We start from the raw sequence: 24,220 nt of genomic DNA, 5'->3' as shown, positions 1-24,220 counted from the left end.
GTGGGCGGCACCGGGCCGGTCCACGAGGCGCTCGCGGAGCTGCCGCTGGTCGACCACCACTGCCACGGGGTGGTCACCACGGACCTGGACCGCGCCGCGTTCGAGTCCCTGCTCACCGAGGGCGGGCCCGCCACCGCGTGGTCCGCGTTCGACACCCCGGTGGGGGTCGCCGTGCGCCGGGACTGCGCACCCCTGCTCGGCCTGCCCCGCCACGCGCCGGCCGACGCCTACCTTGCCCGGCGTGCCGAGCTGGGCGTGCGGGAGGTGGACCGGCGGTTCCTGCGGGCGGCGGGTGTGGCGGCGCTCTGTGTGGACACCGGCCACACACCGGTGCCGCTCACCACGCCCGCGCGACTCGCGGAGGCGGCGGGGGCGACGGCCCACGAAGTCGTCCGTCTGGAGGCGGTCGCCGAGTCCGTCGCGGCCTCGGGGGTGGAGGCCGACGGGTACGCCGGCGCGTTCCGCACGGCCGTCGAGGAGGCAGTGCGCCGCCCCGGTGTGGTCGCCGTGAAGTCGGTGGCCGCGTACCGCACGGGCTTCGACCTGGATCCGGCGCGCCCCACCGACGCGCTGGTCACCGCCTCGGCCCGGCAGTGGCTGTCGGACGGCGGACGGCTGTCCGACCCGGTACTGACCCGGCATCTGCTGTGGACGGCCGTCGATCTCGGCCTGCCCCTGCAGCTGCACACCGGGTTCGGCGACGGCGACCTGCGGCTGCACAGGGCCGACCCGGCCCTGCTGACGGACTGGCTGCACCTGGTCAGGGGCACGATCCCGGTGCTGCTCCTGCACTGCTGGCCGTACCAGCGCGAGGCCGCCTACCTCGCCGCCGTCTTCGACCACGTGCACCTGGACGTGGGGCTCGCCCTGCACCACGTGGGGCCCGCCCGGGCGCGGGCGGTGCTCGCGGAGGCCCTGGAGATCACCCCGTTCCGCAAACTGCTGTACAGCTCCGACGCCTACGGCCTGGCCGAGTTCCACGCCCTGGGGGCCCTGGCGTTCCGCCGGGGTATGGGGGAACTCCTCCAGGACCGGGTCGACACCGACGACCTGAGCCTGCCGGACGCGCTGCGCATCGCCGCGTGGACGGCCGGCGACAACGCCCGCCGCCTGTACGGTCTCTCCCCCGCCGACCCGTCCGCCGACCCGACCACGACCGAGCGTCCGCACTCCCGGAAAGTATGATCAAGCAATGTCTGACATGACCGAAACCACGCCCGGCTGGCTGTCCACGGACGACCTGGAGCAGGCGCGCGCCCGCATGCCGATCCTGTACGTCGAGGCGGTGCCCGTGCGCGTCGACGACAGTGGCGAGGTCACCAGCATCGGGCTGCTGCTGCGCATCGGACCCGACGGAACGGTCAGCCGGACCCTGGTCTCCGGCCGCGTGCTGCACCACGAGCGCGTCCGTGACGCGCTGCTGCGCCATCTGGAGAAGGACCTCGGACCGGTGGCGCTGCCCCGGGTGCCGACTTCGCTGCAGCCCTTCACCGTGGCCGAGTACTTCCCGACGCAGGGCATCACGCCGTACCACGACCCGCGTCAGCACGCGGTGTCCCTCGCGTACGTCGTCCCGGTCAGCGGCGACTGCCGGCCCCGGCAGGACGCCCTCGACCTGGTCTGGTTCAGCCCCCAGGAGGCCCTGTCGCCGGCGGTGCAGAGCGAGATGCCGGGCGGGCACGGGGTGCTGCTAAAGCAGGCGCTGGCCCATGTGGGATGCGTGGTCTGAGGGGTGCGCCGGTTCGTTTGACGCTGCCGCGCGCGAGGCGCATAGTCGGAGGTATACGTCGTAAATGTACGGCGTTGTGAGCGATCCGGGAGCGGCTGCCCATGACGCGCGGCGAGCCGGTGAGTACACCGTCGACGGTCCTCGTCACCGGCGGTGCGGGGTTCCTCGGCAGCCACGCCTGCGTCGATCTGCTCGACCACGGCTACGAGGTGATCGTGGTCGACGACTACTCGCACAGCAGCCCGCGGGTCATGCAGCGTCTCGAGCGGATCGCCGGCCGGTTCGTCGGCGCGGTGTACGAGCTGGACGTCCGGGACCGCCGGGCCCTGTCGGCCGTCTTCGACCGGCACACCGTGGACGCCGTGGTGCACTGCGCGGGGCTGCGTTCGGTGAGCGCGTCGACGCGCAGGCCCGTGGAGTACTACGACAGCAATGTGGGCGCCACGACGTCCCTGCTGCGGGCCATGGACGACCACGGGGTGCACCGCATGGTCTTCTCCTCCTCGTGCGCGGTCTACGGCGAATCCGGCCGGGGGCCGCTGGACGAGTCGACGCCGGTGCGTCCGGCGAGCCCCTACGCGGCCTCCAAGTGGGCGTGCGAGCAGATACTCGCCGACGTGTGCCGCCGTCGGCCCGACTACACGGTGCTGTGCCTGCGGTACGCCAACCCGGCGGGAGCCCACCCCAGCGGTCTGCTGGGCGCCGACCCGCCCGGTGAGTCCGACAACCTCGTGCCCTCACTGGCCCAGGTGGCCGGCGGCCGGCGTGAGCTGCTGCGGGTGTTCGGCGACGACTATCCGACCCGTGACGGGACCGCGGTCCGCGACTACCTGCACATCATGGACGCGGTCGGCGCGTACCGGCTGGCGCTGGACCACCTCGGCGACGCGCCGGGCATGCACGTGTTCAACCTGGGCCTGGGCGAGGGCCGTTCCGTCCTGGAGGTCGTCGCCGCGTTCTCCCGGGCGACCGGCTGGCGGGTGCCGTACGAGGTCGGGCCCCGCCGTCCCGGTGACGTGGCCGAACTCGTCGCGGACGCGGGCTCGGTGACGCGCGCCTGGGGCTGGCGGCCGACCCGCGACCTGGACGACATGTGCCGGGACGCCTGGCGGTTCCAGCAGCTCAATCCGTACGGGTACGGGGAGACAAGGCGGACGCCGTCTCCACCAGGGCGATGTGACTGAACGCCTGGGGCGCGTTGCCGAGCTGGCGGCCGGCGTCCGGGTCCCACTGCTCGGCGAGCAGACCGACGTCGTTGCGGATGGCGAGGACCCGCTCGAACGCCTCGCGGGCCTGCCCGGTCCGGCCTGTCGCGGCGAGCGCGTCGGCGTACCAGAGCGAGCAGGCGACGAAGGTGCCCTCGGGGCCCTGCCCGGCGTCCGGGCCGGGGGTGTAGCGCCGTACGAAGCCGCCGTGGCCGAGGGCGCGCATCGCGTCGACCGTCCCGCGCACCCGTCCGTCGGCGGCGGGCAGGAAGCCGAGCCGGGGGATCAGCAGCGCGGACGCGTCCAGGGTGTCGGAGCCGTAGGACTGGGTGAAGGCGTGCCGTGCCGGGTCCCAGCCCTCACGGCAGACCTCGCGGTGCACCTGGTCGCGCATGGCCCGCCAGCGTCCGCGGGCGCCGTCGCGGCCGAGCAGCCGGCCCATCCGCAGGGCGCGGTCGGCGGCCACCCAGGTCATGACCTTGGAGTGCACGAACTGGCGGCGAGGGCTCCGCAGTTGCCACAGCCCCTGGTCGGGTTCGCGCCAGTGCCGCAGCAGATGCCCCATCAGTGCCTCGACCAGGCTCCACACGTGGGCGGGCAGGTCGATTCCGGCCCGCAGGGACAGGCACAGGGCGTCGAGGACCTCGCCGTAGACGTCCAGCTGGTACTGGCCGGCCGCGGAGTTGCCGAAGCGGACGGGCCGTGAGCCCTCGTAGCCGGGCAGCCAGGGCGCCTCGGTCTCGGGCAGCAGGCGCTGGCCGCCCACGCCGTACACGGTCTGCAGGTCGGCGGGGTCGCCCGCGACGGCCCGTACCAGCCAGTCCACCCACGCCGTGGCCTCCTCGCGGTAGCCGTTGCGCAGCAGGCAGGACAGGGTCATGGCGGAGTCCCGGAGCCAGCAGTACCGGTAGTCCCAGTTGAGGTCACCGCCGATACGGCCGGGCAGGGACGTCGTGGGGGCGGCGACGACACCGCCGGTGGGCGCGTGGATGAGTGCCTTCAGGGTGATCAGGGACCGTACGACGGCGTCCCGCCAGGGGCCTTCGTAGCGGCACTGGGCGGTCCAGCGCCGCCAGAAGCCGGCGGTCTCCTTGAGCAGCGTCTCGGCCGGGACGGCCAGCGGCTCGGGCGGTCCGGGCCGGTGGGACGGCGACCACACGAGGGTGAGGGCGAGGCGCCGGCCGGCCGTGACCGTGACGTCGTGGACCGTGCGGTCGTCGGCGCCCGTCCGCTCGACGGGAGGGTCGGTGCCGAGCCAGACGGCGTCCGGGCCGGCGATCGCCACCGCGCAGCCCTCGACGGCACGGATCCAGGGCACGACCCGGCCCTGGTGGAACCGCAGCCGCAGCTCGCTGCGGAGGGTGACGGTCCCGGAGATCCCCTCGACGAGCCGGACGACGCAGGGCAGCCGGGTGCGGGGCGGCATGAAGTCGGTGACCCGCACGGTGCCCGTGGGTGTCGTCCACCACGACTGGAGCAGCAGGGTGTCGCGCCGGTACCGCCGGCGCGTGCAGCGGGTGGCGCCGGGCGGGGCGAGCCGCCAGGAGCCGTTGTCGGGGGTGCCCAGCAGCGCGGCCAGTGAGGCGGGCGAGTCGAACCGGGGCAGGCACAGCCAGTCGACGGAGCCGTCCAGGCCGACGAGCGCCGCTGTCTCCAGATCGCTGATCAGGGCGTAGTCCTCGATGGGTGCGCTCATGACGGTCACTCGTCCATGGGTTTACGTCACCCGTTTACGACGTATATGTACATGCTACGCGTCCGCTCGGCCCCGGCAACCGGGTCCGATCACCCCGGTTCGCGTACGTCTACCCCGTAACCGTACGGTGGCCTGGAGTGACGGCGAGGAGGCCGGCGATGGCGAAGGAGCCCGGAGCGGGGCCGGCGCGGCGCGCGAGCGACCGGGGCCGCTACGGAAGGCTCAACCGCGAGCGCGTCCTCGGCGCGGCCCTGCGGTTGGTCGACCGGGAGGGCCTGTCCGCCCTGAGCATGCGGCGGCTCGGCAGCGAGCTCGGCGTCGAGGCGATGGCGTTGTACCGGTACGCCGCCTCCAAGGACGCCCTGCTGGACGGCCTGGTGGAGGCCCTGCACGCGGAGCTGGAGGACCGGCTGACCGACGGGGAGGCGGCGGACGACTGGCGGGCCGAGCTGCGCCGGGTGGCGCTGGCGACGTACGAGGTGTGCCTGGACCACCCGCAGGTGGTGCCGCTGCTCTCCACACGGATGCTGACGGTGCCGCTCGCCCGTCGCCCGCGGGCGACGCTGCGTCACCACGAGCGGGTGCTCGCGCTGTTCGAGCAGGCCGGGTTCGGCACGGACGGCTCCGCGCGGCTCTTCCGCGCCTTCACGGGCTGGGTGCTCGGCTACGTGTCGGTGGAGCTCCAGGCCATGGTGGACAACCCGCAGGAGACGGAGTCCGGGTTCCGGCTCGGCCTTCACCACATGGACCCGCAGGAGCTGCCGCGGCTGCGCGCCACCGCCCCGGCCCTGGCCGACCGGGCCGGACCGCGCGACCTGACGGACGGCCTGGACGCGCTGGTGGACCGCTTCACGCGCTCGGAGTGAGTCGGCACCACCCCTTCCCACTCTCGGGGTCCCTCACGCGTGCGCTCAACTCTGTTGCTCAAGCGCTTACTTCATGTCTTGACGAAAGTGGTCCATACCTTTAGGTTCACGGGTCAACCAGAGCAGCGCATGCCGCGTTCGGCCTTCACGAACTGAACGCGGCACGACCCGCACACCCCCCACGAAGGGCCACCCGCATGCCCGGATTCCCTGAGTCTTCGCCCCCTGCCCCACGCCGTCCGCGCAGATTTGGCGTGGCAGCGCTCGTCACCGTGGCCGCCGCCTCCCTGCTCACCTCGGCACCCGCGCCGGCGAGCGCCGCCGCAGCGCTCCCCACCGGGTTCGTCACCGTCATGAACGCCGCGAGCGGCCGCTGTCTGGACGCCAGGGCGGCCGCCACCGCCAACGGCACCGTCGTGCAGCAGTACGCCTGCAACAGCACGGCGGCCCAGCAGTGGAGTCTCACCGCCGGCGACGACGGTTATGTCCGCATCGGCAACCGGAACGCCACCGGCCAGGTCGTGGACGTCGCCGACGTCTCCAGCGCCGACGGCGCGCCCGTGCACCTGTGGGCCTACGGCGGCGGCGCCAACCAGCAGTGGCTGCCGGTCGACCTGGGCGGCGGCGCCTACCGGTTCGTCAACCGGCACAGCGGCAAGTGCCTGGACGACCCGGGCGCCTCGCTCGCGAACAGCGTGCAGTTCGTGCAGTACACGTGCAACGGCAGCGCCGCCCAGCGGTTCCAGGTCGTGCCCGTGAACCAGTCGACGGCGGCCCCGGACCTCGGGCCGAACGTCGCCGTGTTCGACCCGTCGATGTCCGCCTCCGCCATCCAGAGCAAGCTGAACTCGATCTTCCAGCAGCAGGAGACCAACCAGTTCGGCTCCCAGCGGCAGGCGGTGCTGTTCAAGCCGGGCTCCTACGACGCGGACGTCAACGTCGGCTTCTACACGCAGGTCTCGGGTCTCGGCCTCACCCCCGACGCGGTCACCGTCAACGGGGCGGTGCACGCCGAGGCCGACTGGTTCCCGCCGCAGAACGCCACCCAGAACTTCTGGCGCGGCGCCGAGAACCTGTCGGTCAACCCGGCGGGCGGCCGCGACCGCTGGGCGGTGTCGCAGGCGGCCCCGTACCGCCGGATGCATCTGCGCGGCGACATCGCCCTGGACGACGGCGGCTGGGCCAGCGGCGGCCTGTTCGCCGACACCAAGGTCGACGGACGGGTCGACTCCGGCAGCCAGCAGCAGTGGCTGACCCGCAACTCCCAGGTCGGCAGCTGGACCGGCTCCAACTGGAACATGGTCTTCGTCGGCAGTCAGGGCGTTCCGAACACGACGTTCCCGGCGCCGCCGTACACCACGGTCGCGCAGTCGCCGGTGACCCGCGAGAAGCCGTTCCTGTACGTCGACGGCGACAACGCCTACAAGGTGTTCGTGCCCGCCGTCCGGTCCGGCTCCTCCGGCGTCAGCTGGGCGAACGGGGCACCCTCCGGGACCTCGCTGTCGTTGGACACCTTCCACATCGTCAAGCCGGGCGCAAGCGCCGCCTCGATCAACGCCGCGCTGGCCGCGGGCAAGAACCTGCTCGTCACGCCGGGGGTCTACCACCTCGACCAGACGCTCCAGGTGAACCGCCCCGGCACAGTCGTCCTCGGCCTGGGCCTCGCCACGTTCGTCCCGGACAACGGCGTCACCGCGATGAAGGTCGCCGACGTCGACGGGGTCAAGGTCGCGGGCCTCCTGTTCGACGCGGGCACCACCAACTCGCCCACGCTCATGGAGGTCGGCCCGGCGAACTCGTCCGCGTCGCACGACGCCGACCCGACCTCGCTGCACGACGTGTACTTCCGGGTCGGCGGCGCGGCCGTCGGCAAGGCGACCACCAGCCTGGTGATCAACAGCGACGACGTCATCGGCGACCACATGTGGATCTGGCGCGGCGACCACGGCAACGGCATCGGATGGAACAGCAACACCGGTGACACCGGCCTGATCGTCAACGGCGACGACGTCACGGCGTACGGCCTGTTCGTCGAGCACTACCAGAAGTACCAGACCATCTGGAACGGCAACGGCGGCCGGACGTACTTCTACCAGAACGAGATGCCGTACGACCCGCCCAACCAGGCGGCCTGGATGAACGGTTCCACGCAGGGCTACGCCGCCTACAAGGTCGCCGACTCCGTCACCAGCCACCAGGCGTGGGGCCTCGGCAGCTACTGCTTCTTCAACGTCAACCCGAGCGTCACCGCCGAACGGGCCATCGAGGCGCCGAACCGGCCGGGGGTGCGCTTCACGAGCATGGTGACGGTCTCCCTCGGCGGCACCGGCACCATCCGGCACGTCGTCAACAGCACGGGCGGCCCGTCCAACGCGGCGACGAACGTGGCGAACCTGCCCAGCTATCCGTAGAGGGCGACCGCTCAGGTCCGCGCCGGACACACGAAGGAGCCGGACACACGAAGAAGGGCTTCCGCGGGTGTGAACCCGTGGAAGCCCTTCCGCACCGTCGGGACGACAGGATTTGAACCTGCGACCCCTTGACCCCCAGTCAAGTGCGCTACCAAGCTGCGCCACGTCCCGGTGCCCCGCTGACCTGGGGTTTCCCCCGGCCGAACGTGCAGGGAAACTCTACCGCACTCGGGTCGGTGGTCGCGCACCCGTTTACGGGCCCAGAGGGTGTCAGACACCCCCTGGGCCCGGGGCCGCCGGCGCGTCCGCCCGGACCAGGCCGCGGATCGCGCGCACGCAGAGCAGCGAGGTCGCCACGACGAAGCTCATGCATCCCGCCGCGAGCAGCACGTGCCCGGACCCGAAGGCCCCGGCGGCCGGGCCCGCCAGGGACTGGCCGACCGGCATCATCGCCAGGGAGCCCGCCACGTCGTAGGCGTGGATGCGGTTGAGGACGTCCGCCGGGACCTGGGTCTGCACGCTCGTCGCCCACATCACGCTCCAGAACGCCATGCCGACACCGGCCACGGCCGCTCCGGCCGCCATGGCCGGGACAGGCAGGCCGGCGCCGACCGTCACCGGGAAGGCGGCGAAGGCGAAGACGCCGAACGCGCCGGCGCGCAGCATGCGGCGCGGGCGCAGCCGCAGGGCGAGCAGGCCGCCGAGCACGGTGCCCGCGCCGAGGGCGGAGTTGACCAGGCCGTAGGAGCGGGCCCCGTGGTGCTGGACGATCTCCGTCGCCACCAGCGGGATCGTCGGGCCCCACACGGTGATCATGTAGACGCACCAGACGGCGATGACGCCCCACAGCCAGGCGCGGGACCTGAACTCCCGCCAGCCCTCCACCAGATCGGCCCGGAAGGCCCGGCCGCCGGTCAGGGCGCGGGCGGCGCCCGAGCGGACGCGTGGGGGCAGGCGCAGCAGCAGGAGGCAGACGGCACTCACCGTGTAGGTGGTGGCGTGGGCGGCGAACACCCCGCCGGGTGAGGCGAATCCGACGAGGACGCCCGCGAGGGCGGGGCCGGCCAGCTGGGCCACGGCCTCGGCGACGCGGATGGCGCCGTTCGCGCCCTGCACGTCGGCGGCGAGGCGGGGCACGGTGCCGGCGACGCCGGGCTGGAACACGGCGCCCGCGACGCCGTTGACGAAGCCGATCGCGCAGATCTGCCAGAGCACGACGTGCCCGGAGAAGAAGAGCGCGGCGGCCAGGGACTGGGTGCAGACGCGGACCAGGTCGGCGCCGATCATCAGCCGGCGGGTGTCGAAGCGGTCGGCGACGACCCCGCCGAAGACGATCAGCCCGGCGAACGCGGCGGACGTCGAGGCCAGGGCGAGACCGACGGCACCGGCGCCGTAGCCCTGCTGCAGCAGGCCCGCCGCGAGCGCCACGGGCAGCATGGTGTCACCGAGCTGGGCCACGGCCCGTGCCCCGAAGAACAGGGCGAAGTCGCGTGACCACACCGGTCTCGGCCGGTCCGTGCCCGTCCCGGCGCCGGGCGACGGGTTCCGCGTCCCGTCCTGGGCTCCGCCCGGCGGTGTCCGCGGCGGCGTCCCGCGCATCCCCACGATCCCTCCCCGTCCCCTCGTGAGGAGTGCGGGCCGCGGCCCCCTCCGCCCCGGCTGCCCCCTCGCCTCCGGATGATCGCACGCGGGAGCGGCGACGTGGAGAGCGATCTCATTCGCCTCGGGGCAGTCCCAGCTCCGGGTAGGCGTCCAGCAGTCGGGTGGGGGCTGCCTGGCGCCAGGAGTCGGCGAGGACGGCGCGCAGTTCGTCCTCGTCGTCGAGGGCGGCGATCCGGGCCCGCACCCAGGCGAACTGGGCCTCGTGGTCGGCGATCCAGAACTTGTCCGGTTCGGCGAGGACCAGTTCGTCGCGTTCCTCCTTGGGGCAGCGCACCGCGAGGGAGGTCTCGTCCTCGGGCAGGGTGGCGAACATCTTGCCCGCGACCCGGAACGTGGGCATGCTCCAGGCGATCTTCTCCGTGGTGTCCGGGAGGGACAGGGCGATACGGCGTACGTCTTCGGCGTCCGGCATAGCCGGAACCGTAGCGGCCGGCACTGACACTCACCTGGTGGGAGCGGGAACGCCCAGGCGTTTGTAGTAGATCGTCGTGGGACGCGGCTCTCCTTGCGGGCTCGTCGCGTAGTCGGGGATGACGCCGGCACGTGTCCAGCCGGACGAGCCGTACAGGCGTTCGGCGGGGCTGCCGGTCTCGGTGTCCAGGTGGAGCAGGGTGATCCCGGCGTCGGCGGCGGCCGTCTCGGCGGCCGTCAGCAGGGTGCGGCCCAGGCCCCGGCCGCGGGCCCGGGGGTGCACCATCAGGTTGACGACCTCGGCGCGGTGCCGGCTGTTGGGCTTGTCGGCGAAAGCCAGGCTCACCGTCCCGTCGATTCCTCCGCCGTCGTACACCGTCCACACCGCCAGAAGTCCTCGGTCCACCGCGTCGACGCGCCCCGTCCACCAGGTCTCGGCCGCGGCGAGGTCCAGGGAGTCGAGGAAGCCGACGGAGGACCCGGCCGCCACGGTGTCCACCAGGAGTGCCGCCAGGTCCCGGGCGCACGCGCGCAGCCGGGTGCCGTCCAGGCGTGTCACGGTCACGGCAGCACCACCGCCAGCAGGTAGCGGACCTCGCCGGGGCCCGGGCACCGGAACCGCGTGGCCCCCCACACCCGGGTCCGCAGGCAGTCCCCCGCCTCCAGCCGGTGCCCGCTCTCCTGCACGGTCACCTCCAGCACTCCGTCCAGCACCCACAGGTGCTGCTCCAGTCCCGGTACGGGCGGCCGGTCGTAGGCGATGTCGGCGCCCGCGCCGAGCCGTCCCTCCACCAGTTCCGCCCGCAGCCCGGCGTGCGGCGGCGACACGGACCGCCGTACGAAACCGGAGGGGCGGTCCTGCCACACCTGCTGGTCGGCCGCCCGCACCACCGGGGCGGGGGCCGACTCGACCTCGCCGAGGAGGCGGGACATGGTGCGGCCGTACACATGGCAGAGCCGGTTGAGCAGGGCCGCCGTGGGGCTGGTCTCCGCGCGCTCGGCGCGGGAGAGGGTCGAGCGGCTGATCCCGCTGCGGTCCGCAAGTTCGCCAAGGGACCAGCCGCGCTCGGCCCGCAGTTCGGCGAGCCGCGCGGCCAGCCTGGTGTCGACCGTGTCGACGGTCCTGCCGGTCGCCGTCTGTCTCATGTCCGGGACGCTATCCCGCGAATGGGACGGCGGTGTTACGAAAGGCTCACTCCCCCGCCGCCGCGCCGAGGGCGTCGAGAACCGGGCTGATCAGGGGGTGCTCCTCCGCTCCGCGCCGTACGGCGGCGAAGACCCGGCGGGTGGGCGCGACCCCGTCCACGGGGCGCACGACGACCCCGGTGAGGTCCATGCCGCGCAGCGCCGAGCGCGGGACGAGCGCCACCCCGGCGTCGGCCGAGGCGAGGGCGACGACCGCGCGGAAGTCGTCGGAGGAATGGTCGAGGCGGGGCTGGAACCCGGCGCTCTCGCAGGCCAGGACCACCACGTCGTGGCAGGGGTTGCCGGGGTACGGGCCGATCCAGGTGTCCTTGGCCAGCTCCGCGAGCGGGACGACGTCGGCGCCGGCCAGTCGGTGGCCGACGGGGACGACCGCGTCGAAGGGCTCCGCGTACAGCGGCACATGGGCGAGCCGGGGGTCGTCGGCGGGTGCTCCCCGGTACTCGACGGCCACCGCGACGTCGATCTGCCGGTCCAGCAGCATCGGAAGGCTGGCGTCGCCCTCCGCGTCCAGGACGCGCAGACGGATGCCGGGGGACGTCCGGGCGAGGTGGGCCACCGCCGGTGCGACGACCAGGGCGATGCCGGTGGCGAAGGAGGCGACGGTGACCGTGCCGGCCGCGCCCGAGCTGTAGGCCGCGAGCTCGGCCTCGGCCCGCTCCAGCTGGGCGAGGACGGCGTTGGTGTGGCTGAGCAGGATCTCGCCGGCCGGGGTCAGCCGTACGCCTTTGGCGCCGCGCTCCACCAGCCGGTGGCCCGTCTCCTGCTCCAGGGCCGTGAGCTGCTGGGACACCGCCGACGGGGTGAGGTACAGCGCGGCGGCCGCCGCCGTCACGGTGCGGTGGTCGGCCACCGCACGGAGGATGTGGAGCCGCCGCGCTTCGATCATGGGATCGATTATCGCAAGATGTCGGGTGCGCGCCGGACGCCGGTCTTCCGGCGCGCACCGGGTGTCCGGCCTCAGCCCTCCAGTTCCGCGCGGGCGGAGACGAAGGCGTCGACGGCGCGGTTCACGTCGTCCGTCGAGTGCGCGGCGGACAGCTGGACGCGGATGCGGGCCTGGCCCTGGGGCACGACCGGGTACGAGAAGCCGATCACGTACACGCCGCGCTCGAGCAGCAGCTCCGCCAGCCGGCCCGCCTTGGAGGCGTCGCCGATCATCACGGGCGCGATGGCGTGGTCGCCGGGGAGGATCTCGAAGCCCTCCTCGCTCATCCGGCGGCGGAACAGCTGCGTGTTCTCACGCAGCCGCACCCGCAGGTCGTCCGCCGACTCCAGCAGGTCCAGGACCTTCAGGGAGGCCGCCGCGATCACCGGGGCGAGGGTGTTGGAGAACAGGTAGGGCCGGGAGCGCTGGCGCAGCAGGGCGACGATCTCGGCGCGGGCGGCCACATAGCCGCCGGACGCGCCGCCGAGGGCCTTGCCGAGGGTGCCGGTGATGATGTCGACGCGGTCCATGACGCCGTGCAGCTCGGGGGTGCCGCGGCCGCCGGGGCCGACGAAGCCGACGGCGTGCGAGTCGTCGACCATGACCATGGCGTCGTAGCGGTCGGCGAGGTCGCAGATCTCGCGCAGCGGCGCCACATAGCCGTCCATCGAGAACACGCCGTCGGTGACGATCAGCTTGCGGCGCGCGTCGGAGGCGTCCTTCAACTGGGCTTCCAGGTCCGCCATGTCGCGGTTGGCGTAGCGGAAGCGGCGGGCCTTCGACAGGCGGATGCCGTCGATGATGGAGGCGTGGTTGAGGGCGTCGGAGATCACCGCGTCCTCCGGGCCGAGCAGGGTCTCGAAGACACCGCCGTTGGCGTCGAAGCAGGAGGAGTACAGGATCGTGTCCTCCTGGCCGAGGAACGCGGAGAGCCTGCCCTCCAGCTGCTTGTGCACCTCCTGCGTGCCGCAGATGAAGCGGACCGAGGCCATGCCGTAGCCCCAGCGGTCCAGCGCCTCGTGGGCGGCGGCGATCACGTCGGGGTGGTCGGCGAGGCCGAGGTAGTTGTTGGCGCAGAAGTTGAGGACCTCGCCGGGGCGGCCGCCCGCGGTGACGTTGACGGTCGCGGACTGCGGGGTGTCGATCACCCGCTCCGGCTTGTGCAGGCCGGCCGCGCGGATCTCGTCGAGGGTGGCGCGGAGGTCGTCGCGCACGGAGTCGAACATGGGACAGGCTCCTAGGGGGTTACGCGGTCCAGTCGAGGATGACCTTGCCGCCGCGGCCACTGGCGGCGTCCGCGAACGCCGCCTCGTGGTCGCGGTAGCCGTAGCGGCCGGTGATGACGGGGGCGAGGTCGAGGCCGCCCTCCAGGAGCACCGACATCGCGTACCAGGTCTCGAACATCTCCCGGCCGTAGATGCCCTTGATGGTGATCATCGAGGTGACGATCCGGGCCCAGTCGACCGGGAACTCCTCGGCGGGCAGACCGAGCATGGCGATCCGGCCGCCGTGCGTCATGTTGGCGATCATGTCGCGCATCGCGACGGGGTTGCCGGACATCTCCAGGCCGATGTCGAAGCCCTCGCGCAGGCCGAGCGCGCGCTGGCCGTCGGCGATCGTGGAGCCGGCGACGTTCAGGGCGAGGCTGACGCCGATCTTGCGGGCCAGCTCCAGGCGCTCCTCGCTGACGTCGGTGATCACGACGTTGCGGGCGCCGGCGTGCTTGGCCACCGCGGCGGCCATCAGCCCGATCGGCCCGGCACCGGTGATCAGGACGTCCTCACCGACCAGCGGGAACGACAGCGCGGTGTGCACGGCGTTGCCGAACGGGTCGAAGATCGCGGCCACGTCGAGGTCGACGGGGACCCGGTGCACCCACACGTTGGCGGCGGGCAGGGCCACGTACTCCGCGAAGGCGCCGTCGCGTCCGACGCCGAGGCCGACCGTGGCCCGGCACAGGTGACGGCGCCCGGCCAGGCAGTTGCGGCACTTGCCGCACACCAGGTGCCCCTCGCCGCTGACCCGGTCGCCGGGCTTGATGTCGGCGACGTCCCGGCCGGTCTCCACGACCTCGCCGACGAACTCGTGGCCGACGACGAGCGGGGTGCGGATCGACTGCTGCGCCCAGCCGTCCCAGGAGCGGATGTGCAGGTCGGTGCCGCAGATGCCGGTGCGCAGCACCTTGATCAGTACGTCGCCGGGCCCGACGGAGGGCTCCGGGACGTCCGCGAGCCAGAGTCCGGGCTCCGCCTTCTCCTTGACCAGCGCCTTCACGCTACGGCTCCTGAGGGTGAGTCCCGGACGCGGGCGTGCCGAGAAGGCCCGGGCCCGGGAAGAGGGGTGGAATCGCGTAGCAATCTGCCGCACCGCGGCCCGCCGGTCCATCGAGGATTTCTTAAGCGGCGCCACAGCTCTTCTTCACGCCCCTCCTCGGGGCCTGCTACAGGCGGGAGACCTGGTAGTGCGCGAGGGCCCAGCCGTCCCGCTGCCGCCGCGCCAGGACGGCGAGCTTGACGGTGACCGGGTCGCGGTCGGTGAACGTGAACTCGGCGTCCAGGTACCCGAGCACCAGGTCGTCCGCGTACCGCCGGGTCTCCAGGATCCGGTAGCCGGCCCGCATCCCGAGGGGCTGGGAGGCGTAGTACGCGGCCACGGCGTCCCGCCCCACCCCGTAGGGGTGCAGGCCCTGGAAGATGGCGTCCTCGGTGAAGAGGGCGGCCACGTCCTGCGGCCGGTGGGCGTCCACGGCCGTCCGCCAGCGCTCCAGCAGCTCGCGCAGGACCGTCTCGTCATCGGTGGTGGCACTCATGGCCCCATCCTTTCCCGGTATGCCGTCGGCCGCTCAGTGACCGGCGCTCATACCGCCGTCGACGTGCAGGATCTCGCCGGTGACGAAGGGCGCCGACTCCAGGTAGAGCACGGCGTCGACGACGTCACCCATCTCGCCCATCCGTCCGACCGGGTGGAGGGCGGAGAGGAACTCGTGCGTCTCGTCGGGGTGCATCGGCGTCTTGATGGTGCCGGGCGACACGGCGTTGACGCGGATGCCTCGGGTCGCGTACTCCACGGCGAGGGACTTGGTCGCGGCCTGGATGCCGCCCTTGCTCAGCGAGGCCAGGACGGACGGGACGCGGGAGTCGGCGTTGTCCACCAGGCTGGTGGTGATGCTGACGACGTGCCCGCCGCCCTGGGCCAGCAGATGCGGCACGGCCCGCTGGGTGAGGTGGAAGACGCCGTCCAGGTTGATCCCGGTCACGGCGGCGTAGTCCTCGGCGGTGTAGTCCGTGAACGGCTTGGCGACGAAGATCCCCGCGTTGTTGACCACGGTGTCGATCCGGCCGAACCGCTCGATGGCGGCGGTGACGACGCGCTCCGCGGTGGCCGGGTCGGCGATGTCGCCCTGCACGGTCAGTACGGCGGGGTCGTCGGAGGGGGCGATGGTGCGCGAGGTCGCGACGACCGCGTACCCGAGCTTGCGGTAGCCCTCGACGACGGCGGCCCCGATGCCCTGGGAGGCGCCGGTGACGATCGCGACCTTCTGGATGCCTGCGCTCATGATGTCCAGCCTTCCGGTGGTTGACCGATCACTAGCCGACCGGTCGCCTATTTGGAAGGTAAGGCGGGCACACGACTGCGTCAAAGGTTCGGGGGCCCTTTCGCGGGACCCGTTTCCTCCCGTCTGGGAGGCTCAGGCTTCCAGCGCGGGCCGGCCGGGGACCGCGTGCGGATCGTCGGCCGGCAGCCAGGCGTCCGGGGCGTGCACGCCGAGGTCCCCCACGCCCTCGCTCAGGGCGTCCACCACGCCCAGCACACCCGCTCGGTCCTCGCTCGCCCGCCACACCAGGGACCACGTCCAGTACACCTTCGGCCCGACGACCTCACGGCGGACCAGGTCGGGCGGCAGCGGACTCACCTGCCCCTTCGGCGAGTTCAGCACGGGCCGGGTGCAGCGGCGTACGTGGTCGAAGAACGCGGGACCGGTGATCGCCCCGTCGGAGATGCGCACCGCGCGGGCCCCGACGTCCTCGGTCAGCCGCTCGGCGTACCGGTTCCACGACGCCCACGAGGTGAGGTCGCCGTCGATGAGGACGTCGGTGTCCCCGGCCGCCACCTCCGCGGTGTCCGTCCCCTTGGCGACGGCGTACAGACGGTCGGCCCCGATGAGCCGGGCCCGCAGCCCGAGCCGTTCGAGGTCCTCGGACGGCACCCAGCACACGGCGAGGTCCAGGCTCCCGTCGGCCACCCGGGCCGCCTGCGTGTGCGACGGCGCCACCCAGGCGTCGATGCGCAGCCGGGCGACCGGGGCGGTGCGCGCGGTCAGGTCCGCCGGGAGCCAGTTGACGTACCCGAGCCGGACGGACTCCGAGCCCGACAGCCGGCGGGCCCGGCGTTTGAGCTCGTCCGCGCGCTCCAGCAGGTCACGGGTGGCGGGCAGCAGCGCGGCGCCCGCGGGGGTGAGGGAGACCGAGCGCCGGTCGCGGTCGAACAGCCGCACCCCGAGGTCCCGTTCGAGCGCCTTGATCTGCTGCGAGAGGGACGGCCCCGCGATCAGCAGACGCTCGGCGGCACGACCGAAGTTCAGTTCCTCGGCGACGGCGACGAAGTACCGCAGCTGACGCAGCTCCACGCCGGTCATGCTACGCGCACTGGGAGGCCGCGCCTCCCAGCAGCGAGGACGCCGGTAGTGGCGGGGGCGCGCGGGGGTGCCCATGCTGGAAACGGCCGCCCGCACTCCGAGAGGACGAGAGCCATGCGCGAGTTCCTGGTCGAACTGATCACCACGATTCCCGACGGCACCGGTCAGGACGAGGTCGACCGGCGGCGCGCCGCGGAAGCCGTCCGCGCCGCGGAACTGGCCGCCACCGGTCACCTCGCCCGCCTGTGGCGTCCGGTCGGCGAGCGGCGCAGCATCGGCGTGTGGCGGGCCGCCGACGAGGAGGAGCTGCGCGCGAAGGTGCTCGGCACGCTTCCGCTGTGGCCGTGGATGACGGCGGCCGTCACCCCGCTGGAGCCCCATCCGAACGATCCGGGCAGCCGGTGACGGCCCTCGCCGTGCCGCGGACCGGTCCGTAGCGGTCCGCGGCGGCGGAAGGCCCCGCCGTCACCCGATCCCGGCGACAATCGAGGCAGGACACCCGACCGCCGGTGCCGGGCACACGCCCGGGCGCCCCGGCGGGCCGACCGACCAGGAGCCGCTCATGAACACCGCACGGGACCTCGCGATCGTCGCCCTGGATCTGGCGCGGGACCAGCGCGTGGAGCAGGGCGAGCTGTCCCTGGCGCTTGCGGCGGCCGAGGTGTTCGACCTCCTCGACGCCGGGGCCCTGACCCTCGCCGAGGACCGGATGGCCCCGAACGCGCAGGCCCCCACGGGTGACCGGCTGCTCGACGAGGCGGCCACCGCTCTCGTACGGCAGGAACCGTACGAGTCGGTCGAGGACTGGCTGTGGCGCCGGGGGCGCGGCCTGTCCGCGGCGTACGTCGAGGACCTGGAGCAGACGGGGACCATGTCCAAGTCGCGGGGGTTCCGTCTTCCGCTGCGCGCCGCGCGGACGGTGCCGGGCGACCCGGCGGCCCGGCAGCGGGCCGAGGATCGCTGGACGTCGCACGAACCGCTGCTCGCCGCCCTGGGCGCCGCCGCCGGCATCGGCTCCGGGCCGGCGGACGGGCCGGCGGCATCCGGCGACGGGGAGGCTTCGGACGGCACGGACGCGCTCACCGACGACACGTCCGCGGCCGTGCTGGCCGCGCTCGGCAACGCGGTGATGGAGCTGGAGGCCGTACGCCAGCGGCGCGCGATCGAGGACGCCGCCTTCGACAACGTGTGGCGGGGCTTCTAGTGCTGTGACCGGAAAGGTTCACCGGCTCGCGCGTGTTCCGCTGGTCCCGTCCGGCACGCGGCGCCTGGCACCTCACCTCGCCGCATGGTCGGGGCGTCCGCGTACGCCCAGGTGAGGGAGCGGGCGGGAGCTCGGGGCTCGGGCTCGGGTCACAGCAAGGGCAGTCCGTCCGCGCGCCGTCGCTCCAGGCGGGCCACCAGGTCCACGGCCGACGCCTTGATGGTCTCCAGCCCGGCCCTCCCCCAAGGCCGCGGATCCATGTCGACGACGCACACGGTGCCGAGCACCATGCCGGTGGAGTCGATCAGCGGGGCGCCCAGGTACGAGCGGACGCCGAACTCGTCGACGATCGGGTTCCCGGCGAACCGGGGGTAGTCGCGGACGTCCTCCAGCACCAGCGCCTTGCGGCGGACGACCACATGGGGGCAGAACCCACGGTCGCGCCCGAGGTACCGGCCGAGTCGCGGCTTGCTGTCACCGGCGCGCGCGAGGTCGACGGCGGGCCGCACGTGCAGCCCGGCGAAGAACTGCCGGCTCTCCCCCACGAAGTTGACCATGGCGTACGGTGCCGCGGTGAGCTCGGCGAGATGGCCCGCGAACACGTCCAGGGCCGGATCGGGGTGGTCCCCGAGGCCCATGTCGAGCAACCGCTGGGCGCGGGCGGGGGCCTCCTTGTCCTCCGGGGTGAGCAGCAGGCGGGCGACCGGGTGCGGTGGGCCGTAGCTCATGGGCGGGTTCCGTCGCTGTGGACGCGGGTCATATGCGGCTCCGTGCGGGTGTGTGCGGGTGTCACCTGTGGGCGCCGTGGCTCGGTGCGGGGGCCGGCGCGTGGGCGAGGAGGTGCCGGACCAGGGTCAGCAGGGTCTGGACGCCCGAACTGGAGATCCGGGCGTCGCACCGGACGACCGGGACCTCCGGGTCGAGGTCGATGGCGGCCCGGACCTCCTCCGGGTCGTAGCGGTAGCCGCCGTCGAACTCGTTGATGGCGACGATGAATCCGAGGCCCCGCTGCTCGAAGAAGTCCACGGCGGCGAAGCAGTCCTCCAGGCGCCGGGTGTCGGCGAGGATGACCGCGCCGAGCGCGCCCTCGGAGAGCTCGTCCCACATGAACCAGAAGCGCTCCTGTCCGGGGGTGCCGAAGAGGTACAGGACGTGTTCCGGGTCGAGGGTGATGCGGCCGAAGTCCATGGCGACCGTCGTCTCGACCTTGTTCTCCACGCCCTCCAGGCTGTCGGTCGCGGCACTGACGGTCGTGAGCAGCTCCTCTGTGCTGAGCGGCGCGATCTCGCTCACCGCGCCGACGAAGGTGGTCTTGCCTGCCCCGAACCCTCCCGCCACCAGGATTTTCAACGCGGTGGGGAACGGATCAGAGCTGTCGTCGTAGTCCATCGAGCACTGCCTCCAGAAGAGCCCGGTCTGTCGGGTTGTGGTGGAACTCGGGGGGCTTGGTGGTGAGCGCCCCGCAGTCGACGAGGTCCGACAGCAGCACCTTGGTGACCGCCGCCGGCAGCTTCAGGTGGGCGGCGACCTCGGCGATCGAGACCGGGGCACGGCACAGGTCGAGGGCCTGTTCGTGCTCGGGGCCCAGATAGCCGAGGGGGGTCGCCCCGGTGGCCATCACCTGTGACATGAGGTCGAGCGCGACGGTGGGCCGGGTGCGGCCGTTGCTGACCGTGAAGGGGCGCACCAGCCGTCCGGCCGCGTCGTCGAGCCAGGGCCCGTCGCCGGCCGCCGTCACGTTCAAGGCCTCAGCGCCGAGGGGTCGACGGCGTGCTGCCGGGGTGCGGTGACGAGGTACGGGCGGACGCTCTTGACGAGCATCGCCATCTCGTAGCCCAGCACCGCCGCGTCGGCCTCCCGGCCGGCCAGGACGGCCAGGCAGGTGCCGGAGCCGGCCGTGGTGACGAACAGCAGGGCGGAGTCGAGCTCGACGACGACCTGGCGGACGTCGCCGCCGTCTCCGAACCGGACGCCGGCACTGCGGCCGAGGGAGTACAGGCCGGAGGCGAGGGCCGCCATGTGGTCGGCGCTGTCCGGGTCGAGCCCGTGGACCGATTTCACGAGCCCGTCGCAGGACAGGAGGACCGCGCTGGAGGTGTGCGGCACGCGCTGCACGAGGCCGCTCATCAGCCAGTCGAGGTCGGACACATGGGCGGTCGGCGCTTCGCTCGCCATGATGGATCGACTCCTTGAGGTACGAAGGTCTGCGGGAGCGCTGAGTGCGTGGGTGGGGATCCGGGCGGACGGCGGGTGGGTCAGGGACGTGGTCATCCGGCCGGTGCGCTCCCGTCGGGCCAAGTGGGCTGGTCGGTACCGGACGGCTGTCCGGGATCGGCGTCGGCCGTCGGGACCGGGCCGGTGGGTGACGTGCCCGCGCCCATGGAGGGTGGGCCCATGGGCGAGGCGGCACCCATGGGTGGGACGCCCATGGGCTCGATGTCCAGGGAGGAGGCGCCCAGGATGGACGTGTCCCTGGGGGACGTCTCGGTGGGGGACGCGTCCATGGGTGTCTCCTCCATGGACGGCAGGCTGGTCATGTGGGGCAGGACTGTGTGTCCTGAACCCATGTGTGCCACGGGGAGGTGGTGGCTTGTGTCCATGTGGGCCGCGGACGTGTGCGTCGACTCCATGTGCTGCTGGGTCTCGGCGAGTCCGATGCCGCGCTGGAAGGCGGCCATCAGTCCCGGGTCGTGCCCGGCGACCTGGTCGGACTCCTGGCGGGCCACCGGACCGTCCCGCAGTTGCGGCGCGATGTGCTCCTGGGCGCGGCGTCGGGGCAGTTGGGGTTTGCCCATGGTGCCGCGGACGGTACCGGTGCGCGGGGTGAGCGGTCCGACGCTGTTCTCGGCGAGCTGGCGGCGGTCGGCGTCGCTGATGCCGGGCATCGCCTCCGCCGGGTTGGCCCGCCCCTGGTGGGCGCTGCGCACGGGCAGCGGAGGTCCTTCGCCCTTGGCGGGTGCCGGGACGGTGCCGCGCGTGCCGGTGCGCTGCCGCGTCTGACGCGGGGCCGTCCGGTCGGGCTGGGACGCGCCCCGTGTGCCGTCCGCGGGCGTCTCCGGGTCGGGCCGCCGGTGCTGCGGTGGCCTCGGCGCCGCCTGCCGTGCGCCCGGCTGCGGCGGCAGCGGTACGGGGGTGGCCGCAACGGCGGGCCGGCCACCCGGTGCCTCCGTCATGCGGGGTTCCTGGGCCCGGGGCGCGCCGGCGGGGGCGCCGGGCTCCGCGCCGAGCAGTCCCTGCGGGACGACGAGGACGGCCTGGACGCCGCCGTAGATGTTGGTCTGCAGACGCACGTGGATGCCGTGCCGCTTGGCGAGCTGCGAGACGACGAACAGGCCGATGCGCCCGTCCGACAGCAGGCTGGCGACGTTGACCTGGTCGGGGTCGGCGAGCAGGGCGTTCATGCGGGCCTGTTCGCCGACGGGCATGCCGAGTCCGCGGTCCTCGACCTCGACGGCCAGTCCGGACGTCACCAGGTTGGCCCGCAGCAGCACTTGGGTGTGCGGGGCGGAGAACACCGTGGCGTTCTCGACCAGTTCGGCCAGGAGGTGGATGACGTCGGCGACGGCGTGGCCGCGCAGGGTGCCGTCGATCGGCGGCACCAGTTTCACTCGGGAGTACTGCTCGACCTCGGCGATGGCCGAGCGCAGCACCTCGGTCATCGGGACGGGGTTGCTCCACTGCCGCCGGGAGACGGCGCCGCCGAGCACGGCGAGGTTCTCGGCGTGCCGCCGGATGCGGGTGGCGAGGTGGTCGACGTGGAAGAGCCCCTTGAGGAGGTCCGGGTCCTCCATCTCGTTCTCGAGCTCGTCGAGGATGGAGATCTCCCGGTGCACCAGCGACTGGAGGCGCCGGGCGAGGTTGACGAAGACCTCCAGCTTCTGTTCGCTGCCGGCCTGGCTCGACAACTGGGAGGCCTGCACGACGGCGTGGATCGCGCCGTCGTGGGCGCGGGCCAGGTCGGCGGCGAGGAGGTCGAAGTCGTCGGCGTCGTCGGGCGGTCCGTCGCGCGGCGTGCGCTTGGGCGGGCCGTCGCCGCGCCGCAACGCCTCGACGAGGGAGCGCAGTTCGGCCTCGCCCCGGGCGCTGGCGCGGCGCAGGGCACCGACGCGCCGGCTCACGGTCCGGGCCGCGCGGTCGGCGGCGACGGCGGCGATCACGATGCCCGCGAGGGTCACCGAGAGCGCGCCGGCCAGGACGACCCACAGGACCGGGGTCGGCCGTGCTCCGGTGGAGCGCACGACGAACAGCACCGCGGCGCTGCCGCTCAGGGACACCGCCACGGGTGGCAGGACGGCCAGGCGCAGCAGTTGGGGCCGGATCTGGGTCTCGGGCAGCGCGGGTGCGGGACGGGCGGCGGGGCGCCCGTGCCTCCCGCCCTCACGGCGGTCAGCGCGTGTGGCCGGGGCGCGGAGTTGAGACATCGGGGTCCTCGTACTGGTCCGTCGGTCGGGGGCCTGGGGGTGCACGCGGTCTGCGCGGGCCCGGGGCTGTGCGCCTTCTCGTGCCGGTCGACGGAACCGTTGGAATTCGGCTGCGTGTCGCCCGACGGACACTCACAGTAGTCGCCTCCGCATCAAGTGCGGTGGGCAGTTGACAAACTCCCGCAGACGGCGTCCCGCTCTGGTATGAGCGCTCGTACGACAGACCGATAACCGGTCACGACACTCATACGGAAAGCGTCAGCGAGCGATCAGAGCTGGTCAGAAGTGGTCGCCGTCGGCGAGTGCGACCAGCACCAGGCGCGGCCTCCACCTCTCACTGGAGCCACGCCCGCGTACCGCCCCGACCTCCGGCGGGGCACCGAGCGCCCGCCACGCCCCACCGCACGCCCCCAGAGCGTCACCGACGGTGACGGCGCACGCGGCGATCCGGGCGCCCCCGAGCACCTCCATGCGCCCGGCGCGCCCTCCACAACACATGGCAGAGTCAACGGAGTTGCCGAGGGCACGGCTCGCGCAGGTGCCGTACGCGACGCCATGACGCCGTCGTGTCGATCACCACATACACGCGACACCGGGCGCCTGACGCTCCGCCAGGCGCGTTCGCCCCGCACGGGACTTGGCGTACCACCGCGTCCACATCTCACCGGCCGGAGAATTCTCTCGGCCCGGTCGGCCGCGCGTCCGCGGATCATCCACCCGGCCAGAGCAGCGAGTTGCTCAAGGTGCGCTTTTCAATAACCCGTGTCAGCTTTGAGAGAAGGCGTCTCGAAAAGGTGATCGACATGGCCCCCTCTGCGCATTGGGTCTCCCTGAACGAAAGTCCCCCACTGTTCGAGAGCGATCTCGGCAGCATCCAAGTGGTCGACCGACAAGGCCTGTCCATCCTCGACGGCCTGTCGATCAAGCGAGTGATCCTGGGACCGAACGCGATCAGGGAACCTCAATGGAATGTCAACGCCAACCAGCTCGCTTATGTCGTCCGAGGCGAAGTGCTCATATCGATGCTGGGCTCCGGAAACGAATTCTCGTCGTTCGTGGCCGGCGAGGGAAACATGTACCACGTGGAATCCGGAACCGTTTACCACATAGAGAACCTCGGGGCGACCGAGGCCGAGGTCATCATCGCCCTGCGCAGCGATAAGCCCCAGCATTTCTCCCTGCGCGACAGCCTCTCGGCGATGACGGACTCCGTGCTCGGCAACACCTACGGTCTGCCGTCCTCCGCCTTCGACGCGTTCGCGCGGCCGGACGCCCAGCAGATCCTCCCGCGCGGGACGAACTCCTCGGTGAGTCCCACCCAGCGCTTCCCCAACGCCCATCTCTTCGACGTCGAGGGCCAGCACGCGCCGACGACGTACGACTACGGGTCGGCGCGGCTGGCGCGGAAGCAGTTCTGGGCGGCCCTGGAGGACATCTCGATGTACTCCCTGCGGATCAAGGAGAACGGGATGCGGGACGCGCACTGGCATCCCGTGACCGCGGAGATGGGATACGTGGCCAGGGGACGGGCCCGTATGCGCATCCTCGATCCCGACGTCACCCTGGACGAGTACGAACTCGAGCAGGGGGACGTCTATTTCGTGCCGCGCGCCTACCCGCACCACATCGAGGTGCTCGGCGACGACGCGTTCCACTTCCTGATCTTCTTCGACCAGCCGACGCCGGGTGACATCGGCTACCGGACGACGGCCACCGCGTTCTCCCCCGAGGTGATGGCGTCCACCCTCGGCGTGGACGAGCGCAGTCTGCCGGACTTCCCCTTCACCACGGCCGACCCCCTGATCGTCCCGCGGAAGAACCCGACGCCGCCGGCGAAGGAATCCTGAT

The 24,220-nt window shown here is 72.6% G+C and carries 25 protein-coding genes and 1 tRNA gene; 8 read left to right on the top strand and 18 right to left on the bottom strand.

Going from position 1 to position 24,220, the window contains the following annotated elements; translation table 11 throughout:
- The 3 genes from ADL34_RS18505 to galE all read left to right on the top strand — a co-directional run bounded on the left by ADL34_RS18505 (position 1) and on the right by galE (position 2,913).
- On the top strand, positions 1–1,185 hold the full coding sequence (locus ADL34_RS18505) for an amidohydrolase family protein (protein ID WP_062668853.1): 1,185 nt from the start codon (positions 1–3) through the stop codon (positions 1,183–1,185).
- Positions 1,186–1,201: 16 nt separating this feature from the next.
- The gene (locus ADL34_RS18500) at positions 1,202–1,729 is read left to right on the top strand and encodes an NUDIX hydrolase family protein (protein ID WP_062668852.1); all 528 of its coding nucleotides are present in this window, start codon (positions 1,202–1,204) and stop codon (positions 1,727–1,729) included.
- Positions 1,730–1,830: 101 nt separating this feature from the next.
- The gene (gene galE, locus ADL34_RS18495; protein WP_062668851.1) at positions 1,831–2,913 is read left to right on the top strand and encodes a UDP-glucose 4-epimerase GalE; all 1,083 of its coding nucleotides are present in this window, start codon (positions 1,831–1,833) and stop codon (positions 2,911–2,913) included.
- Here galE and ADL34_RS18490 read toward each other — a convergent pair.
- Positions 2,852–4,630, bottom strand: coding sequence for a glycoside hydrolase family 15 protein (locus tag ADL34_RS18490; RefSeq protein ID WP_062668902.1), 1,779 nt, complete (start codon positions 4,628–4,630; stop codon positions 2,852–2,854). The genes galE and ADL34_RS18490 overlap by 62 nt on opposite strands.
- Positions 4,631–4,788: 158 nt before the next feature.
- On the opposite strand from ADL34_RS18490, the gene ADL34_RS18485 reads away from it, so the two are divergent.
- Together ADL34_RS18485 and ADL34_RS18480 are read left to right on the top strand one after the other, a co-directional pair.
- A complete protein-coding gene (locus tag ADL34_RS18485) occupies positions 4,789–5,496 on the top strand; it encodes a TetR/AcrR family transcriptional regulator (protein WP_062668850.1) in 708 nt (235 codons plus the stop codon).
- Between the two features lie 197 nt (positions 5,497–5,693).
- Positions 5,694–7,907 carry an RICIN domain-containing protein gene (locus tag ADL34_RS18480; RefSeq protein WP_062668849.1) on the top strand — a complete coding sequence of 738 codons (2,214 nt, stop codon included), beginning with the start codon at positions 5,694–5,696 and terminating at the stop codon, positions 7,905–7,907.
- 97 nt (positions 7,908–8,004) lie between these two features.
- Here the strand turns inward: ADL34_RS18480 and ADL34_RS18475 are convergent.
- From ADL34_RS18475 to ADL34_RS18425, 11 genes are all read right to left on the bottom strand, one after another.
- Positions 8,005–8,078: transfer RNA gene (locus tag ADL34_RS18475), tRNA-Pro, on the bottom strand.
- Between the two features lie 99 nt (positions 8,079–8,177).
- Positions 8,178–9,506: an MFS transporter gene (locus ADL34_RS18470; protein WP_079034217.1), complete on the bottom strand. Its 1,329-nt coding sequence runs from the start codon at positions 9,504–9,506 to the stop codon at positions 8,178–8,180.
- A gap of 115 nt (positions 9,507–9,621) precedes the next feature.
- A complete protein-coding gene (locus ADL34_RS18465) occupies positions 9,622–9,981 on the bottom strand; it encodes an MmcQ/YjbR family DNA-binding protein (protein WP_062668847.1) in 360 nt (119 codons plus the stop codon).
- Between the two features lie 30 nt (positions 9,982–10,011).
- Positions 10,012–10,545, bottom strand: a complete 534-nt coding sequence (locus ADL34_RS18460; RefSeq protein WP_079034216.1) for a GNAT family N-acetyltransferase — start codon at positions 10,543–10,545, stop codon at positions 10,012–10,014.
- Entirely contained in the window at positions 10,542–11,126 is a 585-nt protein-coding gene (locus tag ADL34_RS18455) for a helix-turn-helix domain-containing protein (RefSeq protein WP_062668846.1), read from the bottom strand. Before ADL34_RS18455 ends, ADL34_RS18460 begins: the two co-directional genes overlap by 4 nt.
- A 46-nt stretch (positions 11,127–11,172) precedes the next feature.
- A complete protein-coding gene (locus ADL34_RS18450) occupies positions 11,173–12,072 on the bottom strand; it encodes a LysR family transcriptional regulator (RefSeq protein WP_062668845.1) in 900 nt (299 codons plus the stop codon).
- Positions 12,073–12,143: 71 nt separating this feature from the next.
- Positions 12,144–13,337, bottom strand: coding sequence for a glycine C-acetyltransferase (locus tag ADL34_RS18445; RefSeq protein WP_062668844.1), 1,194 nt, complete (start codon positions 13,335–13,337; stop codon positions 12,144–12,146).
- A 19-nt stretch (positions 13,338–13,356) separates the two neighbouring features.
- Complete coding sequence (gene tdh / locus ADL34_RS18440) at positions 13,357–14,385, bottom strand: L-threonine 3-dehydrogenase (RefSeq protein ID WP_062668843.1); 1,029 nt, start codon at positions 14,383–14,385, stop codon at positions 13,357–13,359.
- Positions 14,386–14,551: 166 nt separating this feature from the next.
- A complete protein-coding gene (locus ADL34_RS18435) occupies positions 14,552–14,920 on the bottom strand; it encodes a YybH family protein (protein WP_062668842.1) in 369 nt (122 codons plus the stop codon).
- 33 nt (positions 14,921–14,953) lie between these two features.
- A complete protein-coding gene (locus ADL34_RS18430) occupies positions 14,954–15,667 on the bottom strand; it encodes an SDR family NAD(P)-dependent oxidoreductase (protein ID WP_062668841.1) in 714 nt (237 codons plus the stop codon).
- Positions 15,668–15,799: 132 nt separating this feature from the next.
- Complete coding sequence (locus tag ADL34_RS18425; protein ID WP_062668840.1) at positions 15,800–16,747, bottom strand: LysR family transcriptional regulator; 948 nt, start codon at positions 16,745–16,747, stop codon at positions 15,800–15,802.
- A gap of 114 nt (positions 16,748–16,861) precedes the next feature.
- Between ADL34_RS18425 and ADL34_RS18420 the strand changes: the two genes are divergently transcribed.
- Positions 16,862–17,152, top strand: coding sequence for a muconolactone Delta-isomerase family protein (locus tag ADL34_RS18420; RefSeq protein WP_062668839.1), 291 nt, complete (start codon positions 16,862–16,864; stop codon positions 17,150–17,152).
- A 157-nt stretch (positions 17,153–17,309) separates the two neighbouring features.
- The gene (locus ADL34_RS18415; RefSeq protein WP_062668838.1) at positions 17,310–17,951 is read left to right on the top strand and encodes a GPP34 family phosphoprotein; all 642 of its coding nucleotides are present in this window, start codon (positions 17,310–17,312) and stop codon (positions 17,949–17,951) included.
- Positions 17,952–18,100: 149 nt separating this feature from the next.
- Here ADL34_RS18415 and ADL34_RS18410 read toward each other — a convergent pair whose 3' ends face one another.
- The 6 genes from ADL34_RS18410 to ADL34_RS18385 form a co-directional block, all read right to left on the bottom strand.
- Positions 18,101–18,679 (bottom strand): GAF domain-containing protein, encoded by a 579-nt coding sequence (locus ADL34_RS18410; protein ID WP_062668837.1) that lies wholly within the window; start codon positions 18,677–18,679, stop codon positions 18,101–18,103.
- Positions 18,680–18,740: 61 nt separating this feature from the next.
- Complete coding sequence (locus tag ADL34_RS18405) at positions 18,741–19,340, bottom strand: GTP-binding protein (RefSeq protein WP_062668836.1); 600 nt, start codon at positions 19,338–19,340, stop codon at positions 18,741–18,743.
- Positions 19,318–19,689, bottom strand: coding sequence for a DUF742 domain-containing protein (locus tag ADL34_RS18400; protein WP_055619132.1), 372 nt, complete (start codon positions 19,687–19,689; stop codon positions 19,318–19,320). The genes ADL34_RS18405 and ADL34_RS18400 overlap by 23 nt, the downstream gene beginning before the upstream one ends.
- 2 nt (positions 19,690–19,691) lie before the next feature.
- Positions 19,692–20,126: a roadblock/LC7 domain-containing protein gene (locus ADL34_RS18395; RefSeq protein WP_062668835.1), complete on the bottom strand. Its 435-nt coding sequence runs from the start codon at positions 20,124–20,126 to the stop codon at positions 19,692–19,694.
- A gap of 92 nt (positions 20,127–20,218) precedes the next feature.
- Positions 20,219–22,372, bottom strand: a complete 2,154-nt coding sequence (locus ADL34_RS18390; RefSeq protein WP_062668834.1) for an ATP-binding protein — start codon at positions 22,370–22,372, stop codon at positions 20,219–20,221.
- Between the two features lie 279 nt (positions 22,373–22,651).
- Positions 22,652–22,843 carry a hypothetical protein gene (locus tag ADL34_RS18385; protein WP_062668833.1) on the bottom strand — a complete coding sequence of 64 codons (192 nt, stop codon included), beginning with the start codon at positions 22,841–22,843 and terminating at the stop codon, positions 22,652–22,654.
- A 332-nt stretch (positions 22,844–23,175) separates the two neighbouring features.
- Here ADL34_RS18385 and ADL34_RS18380 point away from each other — a divergent pair, with 332 nt between their 5' ends.
- Complete coding sequence (locus ADL34_RS18380; RefSeq protein WP_062668832.1) at positions 23,176–24,219, top strand: cupin domain-containing protein; 1,044 nt, start codon at positions 23,176–23,178, stop codon at positions 24,217–24,219.
- Position 24,220 lies beyond the last annotated feature (1 nt).

Source organism: Streptomyces sp. NRRL WC-3605 (assembly GCF_001509795.1).
GTDB classification, from domain to species: domain Bacteria; phylum Actinomycetota; class Actinomycetes; order Streptomycetales; family Streptomycetaceae; genus Streptomyces; species Streptomyces viridochromogenes.
The sequence above is the reverse complement of the archived record's forward strand: the minus strand, read 5'-3'. Positions and strand labels throughout refer to the sequence as shown.

Coding starts and splice junctions, on each gene's coding strand:
- ADL34_RS18500 (WP_062668852.1), top strand. CDS start 1,202: ATGACCGAAACCACGCCCGGCTGGCTGTCCACGGACGACCTGGAGCAG.
- galE (WP_062668851.1), top strand. CDS start 1,831: ATGACGCGCGGCGAGCCGGTGAGTACACCGTCGACGGTCCTCGTCACC.
- ADL34_RS18490 (WP_062668902.1), bottom strand. CDS start 4,630: ATGAGCGCACCCATCGAGGACTACGCCCTGATCAGCGATCTGGAGACA.
- ADL34_RS18485 (WP_062668850.1), top strand. CDS start 4,789: ATGGCGAAGGAGCCCGGAGCGGGGCCGGCGCGGCGCGCGAGCGACCGG.
- ADL34_RS18480 (WP_062668849.1), top strand. CDS start 5,694: ATGCCCGGATTCCCTGAGTCTTCGCCCCCTGCCCCACGCCGTCCGCGC.
- ADL34_RS18470 (WP_079034217.1), bottom strand. CDS start 9,506: ATGCGCGGGACGCCGCCGCGGACACCGCCGGGCGGAGCCCAGGACGGG.
- ADL34_RS18465 (WP_062668847.1), bottom strand. CDS start 9,981: ATGCCGGACGCCGAAGACGTACGCCGTATCGCCCTGTCCCTCCCGGAC.
- ADL34_RS18455 (WP_062668846.1), bottom strand. CDS start 11,126: ATGAGACAGACGGCGACCGGCAGGACCGTCGACACGGTCGACACCAGG.
- ADL34_RS18450 (WP_062668845.1), bottom strand. CDS start 12,072: ATGATCGAAGCGCGGCGGCTCCACATCCTCCGTGCGGTGGCCGACCAC.
- ADL34_RS18445 (WP_062668844.1), bottom strand. CDS start 13,337: ATGTTCGACTCCGTGCGCGACGACCTCCGCGCCACCCTCGACGAGATC.
- ADL34_RS18435 (WP_062668842.1), bottom strand. CDS start 14,920: ATGAGTGCCACCACCGATGACGAGACGGTCCTGCGCGAGCTGCTGGAG.
- ADL34_RS18430 (WP_062668841.1), bottom strand. CDS start 15,667: ATGAGCGCAGGCATCCAGAAGGTCGCGATCGTCACCGGCGCCTCCCAG.
- ADL34_RS18425 (WP_062668840.1), bottom strand. CDS start 16,747: ATGACCGGCGTGGAGCTGCGTCAGCTGCGGTACTTCGTCGCCGTCGCC.
- ADL34_RS18420 (WP_062668839.1), top strand. CDS start 16,862: ATGCGCGAGTTCCTGGTCGAACTGATCACCACGATTCCCGACGGCACC.
- ADL34_RS18415 (WP_062668838.1), top strand. CDS start 17,310: ATGAACACCGCACGGGACCTCGCGATCGTCGCCCTGGATCTGGCGCGG.
- ADL34_RS18410 (WP_062668837.1), bottom strand. CDS start 18,679: ATGAGCTACGGCCCACCGCACCCGGTCGCCCGCCTGCTGCTCACCCCG.
- ADL34_RS18405 (WP_062668836.1), bottom strand. CDS start 19,340: ATGGACTACGACGACAGCTCTGATCCGTTCCCCACCGCGTTGAAAATC.
- ADL34_RS18395 (WP_062668835.1), bottom strand. CDS start 20,126: ATGGCGAGCGAAGCGCCGACCGCCCATGTGTCCGACCTCGACTGGCTG.
- ADL34_RS18390 (WP_062668834.1), bottom strand. CDS start 22,372: ATGTCTCAACTCCGCGCCCCGGCCACACGCGCTGACCGCCGTGAGGGC.
- ADL34_RS18385 (WP_062668833.1), bottom strand. CDS start 22,843: ATGGAGGTGCTCGGGGGCGCCCGGATCGCCGCGTGCGCCGTCACCGTC.
- ADL34_RS18380 (WP_062668832.1), top strand. CDS start 23,176: ATGGCCCCCTCTGCGCATTGGGTCTCCCTGAACGAAAGTCCCCCACTG.